Origin of the sequence: Nostocoides jenkinsii Ben 74, assembly GCF_001046875.1 — a bacterium.
In the GTDB taxonomy this organism is placed as follows: Bacteria; Actinomycetota; Actinomycetes; order Actinomycetales; family Dermatophilaceae; genus Nostocoides_A; species Nostocoides_A jenkinsii.
This window is the reverse complement of record NZ_HF571038.1, coordinates 537,214-554,273: the sequence shown is the minus strand read 5'-3', so window position 1 is coordinate 554,273 and position 17,060 is coordinate 537,214. Positions and strand designations below refer to the sequence as shown.

16 protein-coding genes and 1 pseudogene are annotated in these 17,060 nt (G+C 67.0%); 13 read left to right on the top strand and 4 right to left on the bottom strand.

From position 1 onward, the window contains the following. Nucleotides 1-9: 9 nt before the first annotated feature. The 8 genes and pseudogenes from nuoI to BN13_RS02615 all read left to right on the top strand — a co-directional run. Nucleotides 10-513: pseudogene (gene nuoI, locus BN13_RS02650) on the top strand (NADH-quinone oxidoreductase subunit NuoI); the annotation flags it as partial. An 11-nt stretch (nucleotides 514-524) separates the two neighbouring features. Next, entirely contained in the window at nucleotides 525-1,292 is a 768-nt protein-coding gene (locus BN13_RS02645) for an NADH-quinone oxidoreductase subunit J (protein WP_048544207.1), read from the top strand. Then, nucleotides 1,289-1,588 carry an NADH-quinone oxidoreductase subunit NuoK gene (gene nuoK / locus BN13_RS02640; protein ID WP_048544205.1) on the top strand — a complete coding sequence of 100 codons (300 nt, stop codon included), beginning with the start codon at nucleotides 1,289-1,291 and terminating at the stop codon, nucleotides 1,586-1,588. The genes BN13_RS02645 and nuoK overlap by 4 nt, the downstream gene beginning before the upstream one ends. Before the next feature lie 16 nt (nucleotides 1,589-1,604). Further along, the gene (nuoL, locus tag BN13_RS02635) at nucleotides 1,605-3,542 is read left to right on the top strand and encodes an NADH-quinone oxidoreductase subunit L (protein ID WP_048544204.1); all 1,938 of its coding nucleotides are present in this window, start codon (nucleotides 1,605-1,607) and stop codon (nucleotides 3,540-3,542) included. Further along, nucleotides 3,542-5,083 carry an NADH-quinone oxidoreductase subunit M gene (locus BN13_RS02630; protein ID WP_048548798.1) on the top strand — a complete coding sequence of 514 codons (1,542 nt, stop codon included), beginning with the start codon at nucleotides 3,542-3,544 and terminating at the stop codon, nucleotides 5,081-5,083. The genes nuoL and BN13_RS02630 overlap by 1 nt, the downstream gene beginning before the upstream one ends. A gap of 8 nt (nucleotides 5,084-5,091) precedes the next feature. After that, entirely contained in the window at nucleotides 5,092-6,642 is a 1,551-nt protein-coding gene (gene nuoN / locus BN13_RS02625) for an NADH-quinone oxidoreductase subunit NuoN (protein ID WP_048548796.1), read from the top strand. Between the two features lie 5 nt (nucleotides 6,643-6,647). Then, nucleotides 6,648-7,649: a polyprenyl synthetase family protein gene (locus tag BN13_RS02620; protein ID WP_048544202.1), complete on the top strand. Its 1,002-nt coding sequence runs from the start codon at nucleotides 6,648-6,650 to the stop codon at nucleotides 7,647-7,649. Between the two features lie 185 nt (nucleotides 7,650-7,834). Next, complete coding sequence (locus tag BN13_RS02615; RefSeq protein WP_048544200.1) at nucleotides 7,835-8,569, top strand: hypothetical protein; 735 nt, start codon at nucleotides 7,835-7,837, stop codon at nucleotides 8,567-8,569. Nucleotides 8,570-8,646: 77 nt separating this feature from the next. On the opposite strand, the gene BN13_RS02610 is transcribed toward BN13_RS02615, so the two are convergent. From BN13_RS02610 to BN13_RS02595, 4 genes are read right to left on the bottom strand one after another with little or no spacing between them, the layout of a single operon-like run. Beyond that, entirely contained in the window at nucleotides 8,647-9,567 is a 921-nt protein-coding gene (locus tag BN13_RS02610) for a cation diffusion facilitator family transporter (protein ID WP_048548794.1), read from the bottom strand. A 43-nt stretch (nucleotides 9,568-9,610) separates the two neighbouring features. Beyond that, nucleotides 9,611-10,582, bottom strand: a complete 972-nt coding sequence (gene rarD, locus BN13_RS02605) for an EamA family transporter RarD (protein WP_235433911.1) — start codon at nucleotides 10,580-10,582, stop codon at nucleotides 9,611-9,613. Then, nucleotides 10,579-11,712, bottom strand: a complete 1,134-nt coding sequence (locus BN13_RS02600; protein ID WP_048544198.1) for a 2-oxoacid:ferredoxin oxidoreductase subunit beta — start codon at nucleotides 11,710-11,712, stop codon at nucleotides 10,579-10,581. Before BN13_RS02600 ends, rarD begins: the two co-directional genes overlap by 4 nt. A 2-nt stretch (nucleotides 11,713-11,714) precedes the next feature. Then, nucleotides 11,715-13,616 carry a 2-oxoacid:acceptor oxidoreductase subunit alpha gene (locus BN13_RS02595; RefSeq protein WP_048544196.1) on the bottom strand — a complete coding sequence of 634 codons (1,902 nt, stop codon included), beginning with the start codon at nucleotides 13,614-13,616 and terminating at the stop codon, nucleotides 11,715-11,717. Nucleotides 13,617-13,906: 290 nt separating this feature from the next. Here BN13_RS02595 and BN13_RS02590 point away from each other — a divergent pair, with 290 nt between their 5' ends. From BN13_RS02590 to BN13_RS02570, 5 genes are all read left to right on the top strand, one after another. Next, a complete protein-coding gene (locus BN13_RS02590) occupies nucleotides 13,907-15,289 on the top strand; it encodes a hypothetical protein (protein ID WP_048544194.1) in 1,383 nt (460 codons plus the stop codon). Nucleotides 15,290-15,361: 72 nt separating this feature from the next. Beyond that, the gene (locus BN13_RS02585) at nucleotides 15,362-15,718 is read left to right on the top strand and encodes an NADH-quinone oxidoreductase subunit A (RefSeq protein WP_048544193.1); all 357 of its coding nucleotides are present in this window, start codon (nucleotides 15,362-15,364) and stop codon (nucleotides 15,716-15,718) included. A 78-nt stretch (nucleotides 15,719-15,796) separates the two neighbouring features. After that, entirely contained in the window at nucleotides 15,797-16,408 is a 612-nt protein-coding gene (locus tag BN13_RS02580; protein WP_048544192.1) for an NADH-quinone oxidoreductase subunit B, read from the top strand. Nucleotides 16,409-16,439: 31 nt separating this feature from the next. Beyond that, nucleotides 16,440-16,715, top strand: coding sequence for a hypothetical protein (locus BN13_RS02575; protein WP_048544190.1), 276 nt, complete (start codon nucleotides 16,440-16,442; stop codon nucleotides 16,713-16,715). After that, nucleotides 16,712-17,029, top strand: a complete 318-nt coding sequence (locus tag BN13_RS02570; RefSeq protein ID WP_157038399.1) for a hypothetical protein — start codon at nucleotides 16,712-16,714, stop codon at nucleotides 17,027-17,029. Before BN13_RS02575 ends, BN13_RS02570 begins: the two co-directional genes overlap by 4 nt. Nucleotides 17,030-17,060: the final 31 nt, after the last annotated feature.

Below are 17,060 nucleotides of genomic sequence, written 5' to 3'. Positions count from 1 at the left end.
TTCTCCGAGATGTTCGCCCCCGTGGGTGGCTTCGGGGTGACCTTCGCGACGATGTTCAAGAAGGTCTACACCGAGGAATACCCCGAGGTGAAGCGGCCGACGCGGCCGCGCTTCCACGGCCGTCACCAGCTCAATCGTCACCCGGACGGCCTGGAGAAGTGCGTCGGGTGTGAGTTGTGCGCGTGGGCGTGTCCGGCGGACGCGATCCTCGTGGAGGGCGCGGACAACGACGACACCCCGGGCGGCACCGGCCGGTTCTCACCGGGCGAGCGGTTCGGCAAGGTCTACCAGATCAACTATTTGCGCTGCATCTTCTGCGGCTTGTGCATCGAGGCGTGCCCGACCCGGGCCCTGACGATGACCAACTTCTACGAACTCGCCGACGACAACCGGGCCGATCTCATCTTCACCAAAGAGCAGTTGCTCGCCCCGCTCCAGGGCGGCATGTCGGCCCCGCCGCACGCGATGGCGCCGGGTATGCAGGAGCGCGACTACTACCAGGGGAAGGTCTCGGGTGACGGGTCATGACCACGACCGGTGAAGAGGTGACGTTCTGGATCCTCGGTACGCTCGCCGTCGTCGGGGCGCTGGGGCTGCTGTTCGCCCGCAAGGCGGTCCACGCGGCGCTCGGCATGGCCTTGGCCATGCTGTCGCTCGGCATCTTCTACATCCAGCACGGGGCGGCCTTCCTCGGCGTGGTGCAGATCTTCGTCTACTCCGGCGCCGTGATGATGCTCTTCCTCTTCGTCGTCATGCTCGTCGGCGTCGACTCCTCCGATTCACTGGTCGAGACCATCAAAGGGCAGAAGTGGGCCACCTTGGTGCTCAGCTTGGGCTTGGCGGGCATGTTGTTCGCCGCCATCGGCCACATCACGCTGACCGGCAAGCCGACCCTGGACACCGCCAACGCCTCGGGCAATGTCTCGGCCATGGCCGGGCTCATCTTCGGCAAGTACGTCTGGGTCTTCGAGATCACCAGCGCCCTGCTGATCACCGCTGCCTTGGGGGCCATGGTCCTGGCACACCGCGAGCGCGTCGGTCACCGGCCCACGCAGCGGGAGTTGTCCCAGGAGCGGGTGCGCAACAACGAGTACGTCGCCGGCAAGCCCGCCCCGGGTGTCTACGCGCGGCATAACGCCGTCGATACGCCCGCGCTGCTGCCGGACGGCCGCCCGAGTCAACTCTCGGTGTCGCGCACGCTCATCGAGCGCGACCAGATCAGCGGACCGGAGCGCTACTCCGCCGCCGAGCAGTCACTCGCCGACGAGATCGAGGAGGGGCGCACGCGATGAGCCTGATGAACTACATCTACCTCGCGATCATCCTGTTCGCCATCGGGGGCGCCACGGTGCTCACGCGGCGCAACGCGATCATCGTCTTCATGGGGATCGAGTTGATGCTCAACGCGGCCAACCTGGCCTTCGTGACGTTCGGGCGGATGCGCGAGTCCATGGAGGGCTCGGCGATCGCCCTCTTCGTGATGGTGGTCGCCGCCGCTGAGGTCGTGGTCGGCCTGGCGATCATCATGGCGATCTTCCGTGCCCGCCGCTCGGCTTCGGTCGACGACGCCAACCTGCTGAAGCTGTAGAAGGAGTCAAGACACCATGTCTTCCCTCGCCCTCCAGGTCGCGCAGGCTGCCGCCGCCGAGTCCGGACCGGTCACCCTGCCGGGTTGGCTGTTGGTCGCGCTGCCGCTCGCCGGTGCCGTCCTGCTGCTGCTCGGTGGCCGCAAGACCGACAGTTTCGGCCCTGGCCTGGCGACCGGCCTTTCCTGGGCCAGCTTCGGCCTCGGCGTGGTCGCGCTCATCCAGACGCTGGGTGCGGCCGCCGATGCGCGCTTCACGCACCAGGTCCTCTGGAACTGGATCCCCGCCGGTAGCTTCCAGTTGAACGCCGGCGTCCTGATGGACCCGCTGTCGCTCAGCTTCGTCATGCTGATCACGTTTGTCGGATCGCTCATCCACGTCTACTCACTCGGCTACATGAGCCAGGACCCGGACAAGCGCCGGTTCTTCGCCTACCTCAACCTCTTCATTGCGGCGATGCTCACGCTGGTGCTCGCCGACTCCTACGTGCTGCTCTTCGTCGGGTGGGAAGGCGTCGGTCTGGCGTCCTACCTGCTGATCGGGTTTTGGTACAAGAATCCCACCTATGCCACCGCCGCCAACAAGGCCTTCATTGTCAACCGTGTCGGTGACATGGGCCTGTCGCTGGCGATCGCCGCGCTGTTCGCTACCTTCGGCGCCGTCGACTTCGCCACCGTCAACGCGGGCGCCGAGCACGCGAGCACCACGGCGCTGACGATCATCGGTCTCCTGCTGCTCGTTGCCGCCTGTGGCAAGTCCGCGCAGTTCCCGCTGCAGAGCTGGCTCGGCGACGCGATGGCCGGCCCGACGCCGGTCTCGGCGCTGATCCACGCGGCAACCATGGTCACCGCCGGTGTCTACCTCGTTGTGCGCAGCCATCACATCTTCGAAGGCGCGCCCAACGCACAGCTGGCCGTCGCCATCGTCGGCGCGATCACGCTGACCTACGGCGCGATCGTCGGCTGTGCCAAGGACGACATCAAGAAGGCGCTGGCCGCCTCGACCATGTCCCAGATCGGCTACATGATGCTCGCCGCCGGGCTGGGCCCGGTCGGCTACGCCTTCGCGATCTTCCACCTGATCACCCACGGCTTCTTCAAGGCCGGGATGTTCCTCGGTGCCGGCTCGGTCATGCACGGTATGAACGACCAGGTCGACATGCGCCGTTTCGGTGACCTCGCCAAGTACATGAAGATCACCTGGATCACCTTCGGCCTCGGCTGGCTGGCCATCCTCGGCGTCCCGCCCTTCTCCGGCTTCTGGAGCAAGGACAAGATCATCGAGGCCGCCTTCATCGGCGAGGGTTGGCGCCCCTGGGTGTTCGGCACGACGGCCCTCGTCGGCGCCGGTGTCACGGCGTTCTACATGTCTCGGTTGTTCTTCATGACCTTTCACGGCAAGGCCCGCTGGACGGACGAACCCAAGCAGCATCCGCACGAGTCGCCGCTGACGATGACCGTCCCCATGATGATCCTCGCGGTCGGCTCGGCCGCTCTCGGTCTGATCCTCGGCCCGACGAATATCTTCACCACCTGGCTCGAGCCGGTCACCGGCCATCACGAGCACGGGGAGCCGGTGCTCCCCATACCCATCCTGATGATCGCGACGCTCGCCCTCGTGGCGGCCGGTGCCTTCCTCGCCTGGATCCGGTATGGCGCGGCCGACGTCCCGACGACCGCGCCGGCCGGGAACGCCCTTACCCGGGCGGCCCGCCAGGATCTCTACCAAGACGACTTCAACGAGTGGGTCCTGCGCCGTCCCGGCGCCGCCCTCACCGAGAGCGTCGAATGGACCGATCACCACGGTGTGGACGGTGCCTTCGAGGGTCTCGCGACGTTGACCCGGGAATCGGCCGATCGCTTGCGGACCATCCAGAACGGTTTCGCTCGTTCCTACGCCCTGACGATGCTGGCCGGCGTCGTCGCCATCTTCGGTGCACTGTGGGTGATCAACTGATGGATACGACCTTCCCCTGGCTGACGCTGCTGATGGTCGTCCCGCTGGTCGGGGCGCTCCTGGTGGCAGCGCTGCCGGCCGCGATGGCCGATCGAGCCAAGCAGATCGCCCTCGGGTTCTCCCTGGTGACGCTGGCTCTCACCGTCGGTGCCGCCCTGCAGTTCAAGGCGAGTTCGCTCTCGCAATTCCAGCTCACCGAGGTGCACGAGTGGATCCCGAGCTTCGGGGTCTCCTATGCGCTCGGTGTGGACGGCATCGCGCTCTCGCTGATCCTCATGTCGGCGATCCTGACGCCGGTGTGCATCCTGGCGGCGTGGCACGACGTGCCCGAGGGCGGTCACCGCGAGAAGAACTACTTCGCGCTGATGCTCTCCCTGCTCGCCTTCATGGTCGGGGTGTTCGCGGCGACCGACGTCTTCTTGTTCTACGTCTTCTTCGAGGCGATGCTGATCCCGGTCTACTTCCTGATCGGCAGCTTTGGTGGACCGCGCCGGCAGTATGCCGCGATCAAGTTCCTGCTCTTCTCGCTCGCGGGTGGGTTGGTGATGCTCGTCAGCGTCATCGCGCTCTACTTCCAGGGCCCGAAGGGGTCGACCGGCTTCCTGATGCAAAACCTCACGGGGTTGAATCTCGACGTCACGACGCAGAAGTGGCTATGGCTCGGCTTCTTCATCGCCTTCGCGGTGAAGGCACCGATGTGGCCGGTGCACACGTGGCTCCCGGACGCCGCCGCGGCCGCGACGCCGGCCACGGCGACTTTGCTCGTGGGCGTGCTCGACAAGGTCGGCACCTACGGCATGATCCGCTTCTGCCTCGGACTCTTTCCGCAGGCCAGTGAGTGGGCCACGCCCGTCGTCATCGCGCTGGCCATCGTCTCGATCATCTATGGCGCCTTCTGTGCCATCGGGTCCAACGACCTCATGCGCCTGATTTCCTACACCTCGATCAGCCACTTCGGCTTCATCGTGTTCGGCATCTTCGCGATGACGACCTCGGCCGGAGCGGGCGCCGCGACCTACATGATCAACCACGGCTTCACCACCGCCGGGCTCTTCCTGGTGGCGGCGATGCTGGTGCGCCGGCGCGGGAGCACGCGCATCTCCGACTTCGGTGGCTGGCAGAAGATCACCCCTGCAGTCGCTGGCGTCTTCCTCATCTCCGGCATGTCCGGCCTGGCGTTGCCCGGACTGGGATCGTTCGTTTCTGAGTTCCTGGTCATCACCGGCAGCTATTCGCGCTACAAGGGCGCGGCGGTCATCTCCTCGGTCGGCCTGGTCATGTCGGCTATCTACATCCTGTGGATGTACAAGCGCGTCATGACCGGACCCACGCCGACCCTGGTCGAGCCGGTCAAGGACCTGACGATGCGCGAGAAGTTCGTCGTCGCGCCATTGATCGCTTCCTTCATCTTCCTCGGGTTCTATCCGAAGCCGCTCTTTGATGCCGTCAACCCCGCCGTCCAGCGGGTGCTGTCGGTCGCGGGAGTCTCGGATCCGGCGCCCGCCACTCCGTTCATCGCGACCACTGGTGGTGAGAAGTGAACCCCGACATGGGCTTCCAGGCCGTGAGCGTCAACTATTGGGCGGTCATGCCGATCCTCATCGTCTTCGGTGGGGCGTTGCTCGGCGTGCTCGTCGAGGCGTTCGCCGCGCGGTCGGTGCGGCACTCGATCCAGTTGTCCATCTCTGTCGTGGCGCTCGTCGCCGCGTTGGTGGTGCTCGTGATGAAGTCACGCCACGACCAGGGCACGACGCTCGGTGGTGCCGTCGTCATCGACGGCCCGGCGTTGTTCCAGATGGGCTCCGTGCTGGTGCTCGGGTTGTTGTCGGTCATGCTGATGGCGGAGAAGTTCTCCAGCGCGGGCGCGGACGCCTTCACCCCGATGGGTGCTGCCGTGCCGGGCTCCGACCTGGAGCGGACCGCCACGAACGCGGGCTGGGGCACCGGCGAGGTCTTCCCGCTGGCGCTCTTCTCCATCGCCGGCATGATGATCTTCCCGGCGGCCAACGACCTGTTGACGATGTTCGTCGCGCTCGAAGTCGTCTCGCTGCCGCTCTACATCCTCACGGGGCTGGCGCGCCGCAAGCGACTGCTCTCCCAGGAAGCCGCGCTGAAGTACTTCCTCCTCGGCTCGTTCTCCAGCGCCTTCTTCCTGTTCGGCTCCGCGCTGATCTATGGGTATGCCGGGTCGATCCACTTCGGTGAGGTTTCGCAGGCCATCAGCGCGGGTCAGACGCAGTTCGACGGGCTGCTCCTGCCGGGCATCGTCTTCGTCCTGGTCGGGCTGCTGTTCAAGGTCGGTGCCGTGCCCTTCCACGCCTGGACGCCGGATGTCTACCAGGGCGCCCCAAGCGCGGTCACCGGCTTCATGGCCGCCTGCACCAAGCTCGCGGCCTTTGGCGCGATCCTGCGCCTGGTCTACGTCGGCATCGAGGCCAACCGCCTCGACTGGCGCCTGGGTGTCATGGCGGTTGCCGCGTTGACGATGGTCGTCGGGTCGGTGCTCTCCGTGGCGCAGACCGACATGAAGCGCCTCTTGGCCTATTCCTCGATCGCGCACGCGGGGTTCATCCTCACCGGCGTGCTGGCCTTCGACAAGGCCGGTGTCTCCGGGGTCATGTTCTACGCCCTCGCCTACGGCTTGGCCACGATCGCCGCCTTCGGCATCATCGCCATGGTCCGTCAGGCGGACGACGGCGCCGAGGCCACATCTGTTAGGCAGTGGGACGGCCTCGGCAAGTCGCACCCGGTCGTCGCCGGCATCTTCGCGCTGCTCCTGCTGACCTTCGCGGGTATCCCGCTCACCTCCGGCTTCACGGCCAAGTTCGCGGCGTTCGCGCCTGCGGTCGCGACGGGCGGCAAGGGTGGCGTGCTGTTGGTGATCATCGGTGTCCTCTGCAGCGCCATCACGGCATACGTCTATGTGAAGTTGATCGTTCGGATGTACTTCGAGGAGGGCAAGGGCGATGTCGTCGCCTGGACCCCGTCGGTCGTCGCGACGATCGCGCTGGCCGCCGCTGTCATCGCGAGCATTGGCCTGGGCGTCATGCCTGGTCCGGTGCTCGACCTGGCCGGCCAGGCCAGTCAGTTCATCCGCTGACCCGTATGCCGCGTAACGCCACCGCGCCCGCCCTCCCGGGGCTCTCCGACGACCTCCGGGAGCGACTCGACGCCGCGCTCAGCGACGTCGAGGCGCTGCTGGACGCCCGTGTGGACCACGCGGACCCGTTCATCGCCGAGGCCAACGGCCATCTGTTGCAGGCCGGCGGCAAACGCTTCCGCCCGCTGCTGACGATGCTGGCGGCCGAACTCGGCAACGGGATCTCTGCGGATGTCGTGGCCGCAGCGGCCGGGGTTGAACTTACCCACCTCGCCTCGCTCTACCACGACGACGTCATGGACGAGGCCTACACCCGGCGTGGGGTCCCGAGCGCCAACGCGAAGTACGACAACTCGACCGCCATCCTGGTCGGGGACTTGCTGTTCGGCACGGCCTCGGACATCATCGCCGACCTCGGTCCCGAGGCGGTCAAGATTCAGGCGCAGACGTTCATCCGGCTCTGCTCGGGACAGATCCGCGACGACCGACCGTGCCCGCCGGGGGAGGACGCGCACGCCTACTACCTCGGCGTGCTGGCCGACAAGACGGGCGTCCTCATCGCGACCGCGGCTCGGTATGGCGCACTCCTGGCCGGGTGCTCGCGTGAGGTCATCGCCCTGGTGACCGACTACGGCGAGCGCATCGGCGTCGCCTTCCAGTTGGCCGACGACCTCATCGACATCTCCTCGACCTCGGAGGTCCTCGGCAAGGCGCCGGGCACGGACATCCGCGAAGGCAAGCGGACGCTGCCGATCATCTATGCACTGGAGTCCACCGACCCGGCCGACGCGCGGCTCCAAGCCCTCCTGCGTCAGCCAACGCACACCGACGATGAGTTGGCTGAGGCCCTTGATCTCCTCCGCCCGCACCCGGCGATGGATCGCGCCCGCGCCGAGACCACGGCCATGGCCCGCTCCGCCCAGGACGTCCTGGCCCCGCTGCCCGACGGCGAGGTCAAGTCGGCCCTGGCCGCCCTGGCGCTGCGCGTCGTCCAGCGCGATCAGTAGCCCGCGTTCTAAGACGGGACCGCCGGCGGGCTCTGGACGCCGGATGAGCCGATCCAGCTCCAAGGAACGGGATAGGTGTCCTGCAAAGGTGGGACTTTTCCTGAGGGTCCACAGATGTGAGCTTTAGATGGTTCCTGGACCTCCAGGATCGACCCCCCCATCTCAGGACGAGAAGAGCTGATCAGATGGAACGCAGAACCTTCCTCACGGGCGCAGCCGCATCCCTGGCGTCCACCCCCCTTGTGGCGACGGCGGCGCGCGCAGACGAGGGCGACCGGCCGGCAATGTGGTCCAACGACTTCAACCGGAACGCGATCGGGTGGAACTCGGTTGCGGGCAACTGGGCGATCAATGGTGGGAACTACTGGTGCCAGGGCGTCCCGGGGTACTGGTCGTCGACCTCACACACGGGCACCTTCCGCAACTTCGTCTACCAGGCTCGCGTGAAGCGCGACGGCAATGGCGGCGGTTACTGGGCCAATTCAATGATTGTCCGCGGCAACCCGTTGCGCCTGACCAATGACTACGACTGGGCGCCGAGCTACCACTTCAACTTCACCAACACCGGCTACTTCTCGGTGTTCTACACCGACAACAACGGCAACGAACGCGCGCTCGTCGACTGGACGTATGCCGCAGTCATTCGCAGCCAGATCTGGAAGACCCTCAACCTCACTGCGCAGGGTGGCTACTTCAACTGGGCCATCAACGGGCGCACCCTGTGGTCGGGATACGACTACACCCGCAGCGGTGGCCAGGTCGGCTACGGCTTCTACGTTGCTGATGGCTATTGGGGAACGATGCGCCTCGACTCGGCAAACTTCCGGACGTTGGCTGGACGCGAGACGGTGAAGGCGCTCCCGGCTGCCGACCTCGGCAAGACCGTCAAGGGTGGAAGCCTTCTCCGGGCCCCGAAGTAGACCACCTTCGATCCTTCGACCACAGTGCTGGTGTCCGCAGATCCTGCGGGCACCAGCACTGTGTCGCTCGCGTTGCCTCACGGGCGCATGTGATGCGAATGTGGGACACCGTCCTCGTAGGAGCGCGGATCTTCTCGCGGTTCCAGATGGATGCTGATGTCCAGTTGGGGTATGGCCGTGCGCAGGTCCGCCTCGACGTCCTCCACGAGGTCGTGCCCGCGCTGAACGGTCCAGGCACCCGGCACCAGTACGTGGACCGACGCAAAGATGCGGTGGCCTGCCTCGCGCGTGCGTAGGTGGTGATAGGTCACCTCGTCACCGCTGTAGCGGTCGAGCACCGCGCGCATGGCGGTCGCGCGCTCGGCGTCCAAGGCCTTGTCCATCAACCCGTCGACCGATTCGCGCATGAGGTGCCAGCCGGTCCAGACGATATTGCAGCCGACCAGGAAGGCGATGATCGAATCGAGGCGCTCCCACTTGGTCAGCGCCACCAACAGGACGCCCACGACCACCCCCACCGAGGTCCACACGTCGGTGAACAAGTGTTTGCCGTCCGCGACCAGGGTGATGGAGTTGTGCTGGCGTCCGGCGCGCAGCAGTGTCATGGCGACGATGCCGCTGAGCGCCGAGGCGGCGACGGAGATCCCCAACCCGACGCCGACATTCTCCAGCGGTTGTGGGTGCAGGAATCGCTGGACCGAGGTCACCAGGATGAAGACCGCGGCGACGAAGATCATCAGCCCTTCCACCACGGCGGAGAAGTACTCCGCCTTGGAATGGCCGAAGTGGTGGTCCTCGTCCGGGGGACGCGCCGCGACGTGCAGGGCCAGCAGGGCGACGAACGCCGCGACCAGGTTCACGATGGACTCGGCGGCGTCGGACAAGAGGCCGACCGAGCCGGTGAGCAGATAGGCGCCGAACTTCAGGGCAATGGTGGCGATCGCCGCGGCGATCGACAACCAGGCGAATCGGGTCAGATTCGTCCGTGCACTCGACATGACGGCATTGTCCCGCGCCAAGTCTGAGAGCCGCCTGAGGGGCCTACTCGGCGGCTGGGTCGAGGGGCGTGATCTCGCTGCGATTGCGCCGGGCCGCGGCGATGGAGTCCACGGTCAGCAGGACCAGCGCGATCCAGACGATGCCGAAGCCGAGCCAGAGGCGACCGGAGACGTGCTCTTGCAAGAGCCACACCCCGACGAGGAGCTGCATGACCGGGGTCGTGAACTGGATCAAGCCGATCGTCACGAGCGGCACGCGCTGCGCCGCCGCGGCGAAGAGCAACAGCGGGATCGCGGTAACGACCCCGGCGAGGGTGAGCATGACCGTGTGGGCGGTGCCCACGCCATACGTCATGTCCCCGCGGACGCCGACGATGATGAGGATCGCGACCGCGACCGGCATCAGGATGGCCGTCTCCGCGAACAGCGAGTGCCACGGGTCCAGCGCCGCGCCGACGCGCTTCTTCAGCAAGCCATACATCCCGAACGACAGCGCCAAACTGATTGCCACCCAAGGGAATCCGCCGCCTGCGAGGGCGAGGTAGATGCCGGCGACGGCGCCGACTCCCACGGCCAGCCACTGCAGTCGGCGCAGTCGTTCGCCGAGGATGACGACGCCGAGCGCGACGGTGACCAGGGGATTGAGGAAGTAGCCGAGGGCCGCTTCGTAGGTGTGCCCCGACAGCACGGCGACGACATAAATGACCCAGTTGACAGCGATGAGCAGGGCGGCGGCGGTCAGGCCAAGGCTCAGTCGACGATTCGCCAGCGTGGTGCGCAACCAGGCCCAGTCCCGCCGGACAGCCAGGATTCCCCAGCACAACACCATCGTCCAGACGATCCGGTGCGCCAAGATCTCCCAAGCGCCGGCCGGCTTCAGGGCGTGGAAATAGAGCGGGAAGATGCCCCACACGCCATACGCCAAGAATCCGTATGCCGTGCCCCGGCGACGTTCGTCGGCGGCGGTCCGCGGGTGACCCGCTCCGGGGGTGGCGTCTCCGATTCGGGGCGTCACGCCACCGTCCAGGTGTCCTTGCCGGCAATGAGCGCGGCGAGGTCGGCGTCGGTGGCCGGTGCGCCGGCGGCCGCGACTGCGGCGTCGAGTTGGCCGCGAACGAGGTCGTCGTAGGTGGGACGCTCGACCTGGCGGAAGATGCCCATCGGGACGTGCGTCATACGCGAGTCGTCGATCCGGCTGATCGCGAACTGCTGGCTCGGGTCGGGGTCGTGCCGGTCGTGGACCACGATCTGGCCGTCGCTCTCCGTGCGCTCGGTCTCGGCGACGAAGCGCAGGCGTCCGTCCGTGGAACGGACCAGCACCTGGCGGGACCCTTCGGCGCCGACGCGGACGGGCTCGCCGTGCGTGAGGTGCACGAGCCGGGCCTCTTGCTGGTCGCGGTCCTTGATCGCATCGAAGGCGCCATCGTTGAAGATCGGGCAGTTCTGATAGATCTCGACCAGCGCGGTACCGCGGTGCGCGGCGGCGGCCCGCAAGATCTCGCTCAGGTGGGCGCGGTCGTTGTCGAGGCTGCGGGCGACGAAGGTCGCCTCCGCCCCCAGCGCCAGACTGACCGGGTTGAACGGCATGTCGACCGACCCGACCGGGGTCGATTTGGTGATCTTGCCGGGCTCGGACGTGGGGGAGTACTGCCCCTTGGTCAACCCATAAATCCGGTTGTTGAACAACAGAATCGTGAGATTCACATTGCGCCGCAGGGCGTGAATCAGGTGATTTCCACCGATGGAGAGGGCATCGCCATCGCCGGTAATGACCCACACGGACAGGTCCGGACGCGACGTCGCGAGGCCGGTCGCAATCGCCGGCGCCCGGCCGTGAATCGAATGCATACCAAATGTATCGAGATAGTAGGGAAAGCGGCTGGAGCAGCCAATCCCGGAAATGAAGACGATATTTTCTTTGCGCAGCCCGAGTTCCGGAAGGAAGGACTGGACGGTGTTGAGGATGATGTAGTCACCGCAGCCCGGGCACCAGCGCACCTCCTGATCGGAGGTGAAGTCCTTCTTGGTCGCCGGGGCCTGATCCGGCTGGGCGCGGGGGATGAGGTCGAGCCCGTGCCGGAGCGGCATACCGATATCGGTTGAGCCGCCGCCGAGCACGTCGGCGGTATGGAGGGGATGTGCCATGGTCAGCGACCTTCCTGCGGGTCGGCATCGAGCGCGGCCGTCATCGCCTCGACGAGTTCGGCGGTGGTGAACGGGAGGCCGCGCACACGGGCATACGACCGCGCGTCGACCAGGTAGGCCGCCCGGATGAGGAGGGCGAGCTGGCCCCCGTTCATTTCCGGTATGAGGATCCGCCGGTAGCGGCGCAGCACCTCACCCGTCTCGGGGGGCAGGGGATTGAGGTGGCCCAAGTGGGCGGTGGCGACCTTGCGTCCCTGCGTGCGCAGCTCGCGTGCCGCCGCGCTGATCGGCCCGTATGTCGATCCCCACCCAAGCACGAGCAGGTCGGCGTCACCGGTGGGATCGTCGGCGGCGAGCGGGGGGATGGTGGCGGCGATGCCGTCCACCTTCCGCTGACGTAGCTGGGTCATCCGCTCGTGGTTGTCGGGCTCGTAATTGATGGCGCCGGTGATATCGGCCTTCTCGATGCCGCCGATGCGGTGCTCCAGGCCGGGAGTGCCGGGGATGGCCCACGGCCGGGCCAGCGTCTCCGGGTCACGCAGGTAGGGGTGGAAGACGGGGGCACCCTTGGCGTCCGTCCCGTTGCGCTCGTGGGCGAACTCCACACTGAGGTCCGGGAGGGTGGCGATCTCGGGCAGGCGCCACGGCTCCGAGCCGTTGGCGAGGTAGCCGTCGGACAGGAGCACCACCGGTGTCCGGTAGGTCGTGGCGATGCGCACCGCCTCCAGTGCGGAGTCGAAGCAGTCCGCCGGGGAGCGCGGGGCGACGACGGGCAGCGGGGCCTCGCCATTGCGGCCATACATCGCCTGGAGGAGGTCGGCCTGCTCGGTCTTGGTCGGCAATCCCGTTGACGGGCCGCCGCGCTGGACGTCCACGATGATCAACGGGAGTTCAAGGCTCACGGCGAGACCGATCGTCTCGGCCTTGAGGGCGAGGCCGGGCCCGCTCGTGCTCGTCACGCCGAGGGCGCCGCCGAAGCTCGCGCCGAGGGCGATGCCGACGCCGGCGATCTCGTCCTCGGCCTGCATCGTCATGATCCCGAAGCGCTTCAGCCCAGAGAGCGTATGCAGGATGTCGCTCGCCGGCGTGATCGGGTAGGAGCCCAGGACCAGGCGCAGGCGCGCGCGGTGGGCGCCGGCGACGAGGCCGTAGGCGAGCGCGGTGTTGCCGGTGACATTGCGGTAGGTACCGGCGGCCATCGGGGCCGGGCCGACCTCGAAGGCCGAGGCGAAACTCTCGGTGGTCTCGCCGTAGTTCCAGCCCGCGTCTAGGGCGGCGAGGTTGGCGCCGAGAATGTCGGGTTTCGCGCCGAACTTGCTGGTCAGGAAGGCGCGGGTGCTGGTCGTGGGTCGGCTGTACATCCACGAGAGGAGGCCGAGGGCGAACATATTCTTCGCCCGCTCCTTGTCCTTGCGCGTGAGCGTCGCGAAGTCGGCCAGAGCCTCGATCGTCAACGAGGTCAGGGGCACTTGGTGGACCGCCCAACTGTCGAGAGAGCCGTCGTCGAGGGGGGACGCGGCATACCCCACCTTGGCGAGGTTGCGCTTGGAGAACTCATCCGTGTCGACGATGATGCTCGCGCCGCGGGGGACGTCGGCGAGGTTGGCTTTCAGTGCCGCCGGGTTCATCGCGACCAGCACGTCGGGGGCGTCGCCGGGGGTCAGGACGTCGTGGTCGGCGAAGTGCAATTGGAAGCTGGAGACGCCCGGCAGGGTCCCCTGGGGCGCCCGGATCTCGGCTGGGAAGTTGGGCAGGGTGGCCAAGTCGTTGCCGAGGCCGGCGCTCTCGGCGGTGAACCGGTCACCGGTCAACTGCATGCCGTCGCCGGAGTCGCCGGCGAAGCGGATGACCACCCGCGAGAGCCGGGTGCGGACGGGCGTTTCTGCGGCAGAAGGGCTGCTCAATTTCCTACCTCACTCATTGGCCGGTGACCCGGCCGTGTCCATGTTAGGACGGTTGTCAGGACCTGGCCCGACCATGCCGAAATGCGGTCATACGGGTGGTTTTGCCGGTGTAACGCAACTTTTACCGGCTTTATGTCGGCTTTTGATCGGTCAATGTCTTGACAACATCCGGGTGTCATACATCATGCTGTCTCAGCGGCCGGTCATCATCCCCCCGTTGGGGCCGGCTGCAATTCGTCGAGGTCGAGGCACCCCCGAGCCTGGCCGGCCCCCGAAAGGTCCCCCCGCCCATGTCCCCCGCCGATTCGCAATCCCCTGCGCCCAAACCTAGCCTGATCGACCCGTCCCAGGTCGACCCCGCGGACATCGCCCCGCAGTCGCGTGCCGGCCTGAGCCGCCGCTCCTCCCTGGCCGGCGCCGCCGGCCTCGCCCTCGCGCCGATGGCGCCTGGGGCCCTTCGCCCGATCGAGGTCGGGCGTACCTACCGCTCGTCCGGTCGCAGCCTCACGGGTCTGACGTCCCTCATGGGGGTCACGTGCCCTACGTCGACCGCGAAGGGCCCATACGGCCAACGGGACCAGGTTCTCGCGGCGTTGAAGACGCTGGGCGTGACCTTCATCCGGTCACGAATCTTCATGGGCAACAAAGGCCAGATCACGTGGACCAACCAGCTCGCGGCCAATGGCTTCAAGACCAACGCCGTCATGGGCGACCCGACGTTCAAGGCAGGCACGCCGGAACAGCTGGTGTCGCTCATCGCGACCTCCTTCCCGAACGCGGTGCACAGCATGGAGGGCGCCAACGAATGGAACCTCAGCGGTCGATCCAACTGGATCAGCGAGGTGGTCAATCACCAGACCCGCCTGTGGAATGCCGCGAAGTCAACCGCTGCGACGCTGAACATCCCGGTCGCCGGCCCCGCACTGGGCATGCGAACGGGCTGCGACCAACTCGGTAATCGGTCGAGCATCATGGACTGGGGGACTTTCCATCTCTACACCGGGGGATTCGTTCCTGGCTACCGCTCCGACCACCTGATCGCGATGGAGCGACAGGTCTGCGGCTCCAAGCCCCAGTTCGTGACGGAGACCGGCTGGCACAACGCGCCCAACTCGAAGGCAACGCACAACTACACGCCGCTCGATGTGGCCGGGACGTATGCCCCGCGCCTGCCGCTGGAGTACTTCATCCGCGACGTGCCGAAGATGTCGATCTATGAGCTGATCGACAACCCGGCCGACCCGGCGGGCACCGACCACGAGGCGCACTTCGGGCTGCTCAACACCGACTGGACCCCGAAGCCGGCCTTCACCGCGCTGGCGAACATGAACATCATCCTCAAGCGGCAGTACCGCACGACCGGTCGCGCCGGCGCTCCCTTGGAGTTCAGCTTCCGCGAAGGGCCCAGCGACCTGCGGTCGTGCCTGCTGGCGCGCTCGGATGGTCGCTACCTGCTGTTCCTGTGGCGCAGCCTGGCCTCGATCTACGACCCCAACAAGCGCATCCGGCTGACGCCCACCACCACGACCGCCGAACTCGCCTGGGGGGCCAACCGCAGCGTCAATCGCTTCGTGCCCTCGCTGTCATCCAACCCGGTCGCCACCGAGGTGACCTCGCGTTCGATCGTGCCCATGAAGGCCGAGTTGCAGATCCTGGAGATCTCGCCGGCCTGAGGGATCGGCATACGCATCACGACTGGAACGCACGCATCAGCACTGCACCGCCTCGGCCGCTAGCCTGGGGCGGTGCAGTCGTATGTGGTAGTCGCGGCGGTCGTCTTGTCGGGCGTGCTGCTGGTGACGGCCGCGATGATGGTGCGGCGTCTGCTCGCTCCGCGGGTCGGGCTGCCGGCAACGGTGACGACCTATGAGTCCGGCGTCGACCCGATCGGGCGCGACTGGGCGCAAACGCAGGTGCGCTATCTGGGCTTCGCCTTCCTCTATGTGATCTTCGCCGTCGATGCGGTCTATCTGTTCCCGTGGGCGCTGGTCGCCCGCACCGACCTGGGCGTCGCCAGCCTGGTGGAGGTCGGGATCTTCGTGGGCATCGTGCTGATCGGCCTGGCCCATGCGGTGCGCCGCGGGCTGCTGCGCTGGATGTGACGCCTCGCTCCCTCGCGCCCGGCCCTCGCTCCCGGCACAGAAGTTCCAAGGAGTGGGCCCGCGGCTAGGGTGAGGCACATGAGTCCGGTCGATCTGCCGACGCCGCGCGTGGGGGCGGTGGGGGCGCACGCGCCGAAGCCCATGCGGTTGGTGCTCAATTGGGGGCGGCGCTACAGCCTGTGGGTGTTCAACTTCGGCCTGGCCTGCTGCGCGATCGAGTTCATCGCCACCTCGATGGGCCGCTACGACTTCATGCGGCTCGGCGTCATTCCACTCGCCCCCGGACCGCGGCAGGCCGACCTGATGATCGTCTCGGGCACCGTCACCGACAAGATGGCACCGGCGGTGCGGCGGCTCTATGACCAGATGCCCGAGCCGAAGTACGTCATCTCGTTCGGCGCCTGCTCCAACTCCGGCGGGCCCTACTGGGACTCCTACAGCGTGACCAAAGGAGTCGACACCATCATCCCGGTCGACGTCTACGTGCCGGGGTGCCCGCCGCGCCCGGAGGCGCTGCTGCACGGAATCTTGACTCTGCAGGAGAAGATCGCGCGCGAGCGCGTCGGCCAGTCCGTCCCCCATCGGTATGCCGGGCACCGGCTCGCGTCCGCCGCCGACCTCGCGCGCCCACTCGTCTCGCCCCCGGCCACCCCCGCGGTCGGCCTCGGGGACCCATCCGGGAGCGCTTGACAACTGGTCTTGACGCCCGAACGATCGGGCGATGACCCCCGACGCCGCTCCCGTCGCCCCATCCACCAGTCTCACCCGCCGAACGGCCATCGCTGCCCTTGGCGCCAGTGGGCTCGGCGTCGCGACCACAGGTCGAGCCGAGGCTGACGCGGGGGGCGACCCCGCGGCATACGAGGAAGAGGCGACCCCCAGACGCGCCTTCGTCGCGGCTCGACCGCTGCGTGACCTCGTCGGCACCCTCGGCATGCAAGTGGTCACCAACACGACGGACCATGGGGCGAGCATCCCCGGATCATCGCCGCGTTGAAGGCGATGGAGGTGCGGTGGATCCGCACCGGCTTGGTGACCGGAAATCCCGGCCAGGTGAACTGGATCAACCAACTCGCCGCGAACGGGATCACCGCCGACACGGTGATGGGATTCCCCGGCCAGCTGGCGGGGACTCCGGAGGAACTGGTGGCTCTGGTCGCGACGAAACTGCGTGGTTCGGTGTCCATGATGGAAGGCGCCAACGAGTGGGACTACAACTGGGTGACGCAGTTGCGCCGGCATCAAACCCGGCTCTACCACGCCGCCAAGGCCACTCCGGCGACCAAGGCGATCCCGGTCGTGGGTCCGTAGTTCGCCTGGCGGACCGGGAGCTACGAGCAGT

Excerpts from the sequence above, each read along its gene's own strand:
- nuoL (WP_048544204.1), top strand. The coding sequence starts at position 1,605 with ATGTCTTCCCTCGCCCTCCAGGTCGCGCAGGCTGCCGCCGCCGAGTCC.
- BN13_RS02600 (WP_048544198.1), bottom strand. The coding sequence starts at position 11,712 with ATGGCACATCCCCTCCATACCGCCGACGTGCTCGGCGGCGGCTCAACC.
- BN13_RS02615 (WP_048544200.1), top strand. The coding sequence starts at position 7,835 with ATGGAACGCAGAACCTTCCTCACGGGCGCAGCCGCATCCCTGGCGTCC.
- BN13_RS02590 (WP_048544194.1), top strand. The coding sequence starts at position 13,907 with ATGTCCCCCGCCGATTCGCAATCCCCTGCGCCCAAACCTAGCCTGATC.
- BN13_RS02620 (WP_048544202.1), top strand. The coding sequence starts at position 6,648 with ATGCCGCGTAACGCCACCGCGCCCGCCCTCCCGGGGCTCTCCGACGAC.
- BN13_RS02575 (WP_048544190.1), top strand. The coding sequence starts at position 16,440 with ATGACCCCCGACGCCGCTCCCGTCGCCCCATCCACCAGTCTCACCCGC.
- BN13_RS02610 (WP_048548794.1), bottom strand. The coding sequence starts at position 9,567 with ATGTCGAGTGCACGGACGAATCTGACCCGATTCGCCTGGTTGTCGATC.
- nuoK (WP_048544205.1), top strand. The coding sequence starts at position 1,289 with ATGAGCCTGATGAACTACATCTACCTCGCGATCATCCTGTTCGCCATC.
- BN13_RS02630 (WP_048548798.1), top strand. The coding sequence starts at position 3,542 with ATGGATACGACCTTCCCCTGGCTGACGCTGCTGATGGTCGTCCCGCTG.
- BN13_RS02580 (WP_048544192.1), top strand. The coding sequence starts at position 15,797 with ATGAGTCCGGTCGATCTGCCGACGCCGCGCGTGGGGGCGGTGGGGGCG.
- BN13_RS02645 (WP_048544207.1), top strand. The coding sequence starts at position 525 with ATGACCACGACCGGTGAAGAGGTGACGTTCTGGATCCTCGGTACGCTC.
- nuoN (WP_048548796.1), top strand. The coding sequence starts at position 5,092 with ATGGGCTTCCAGGCCGTGAGCGTCAACTATTGGGCGGTCATGCCGATC.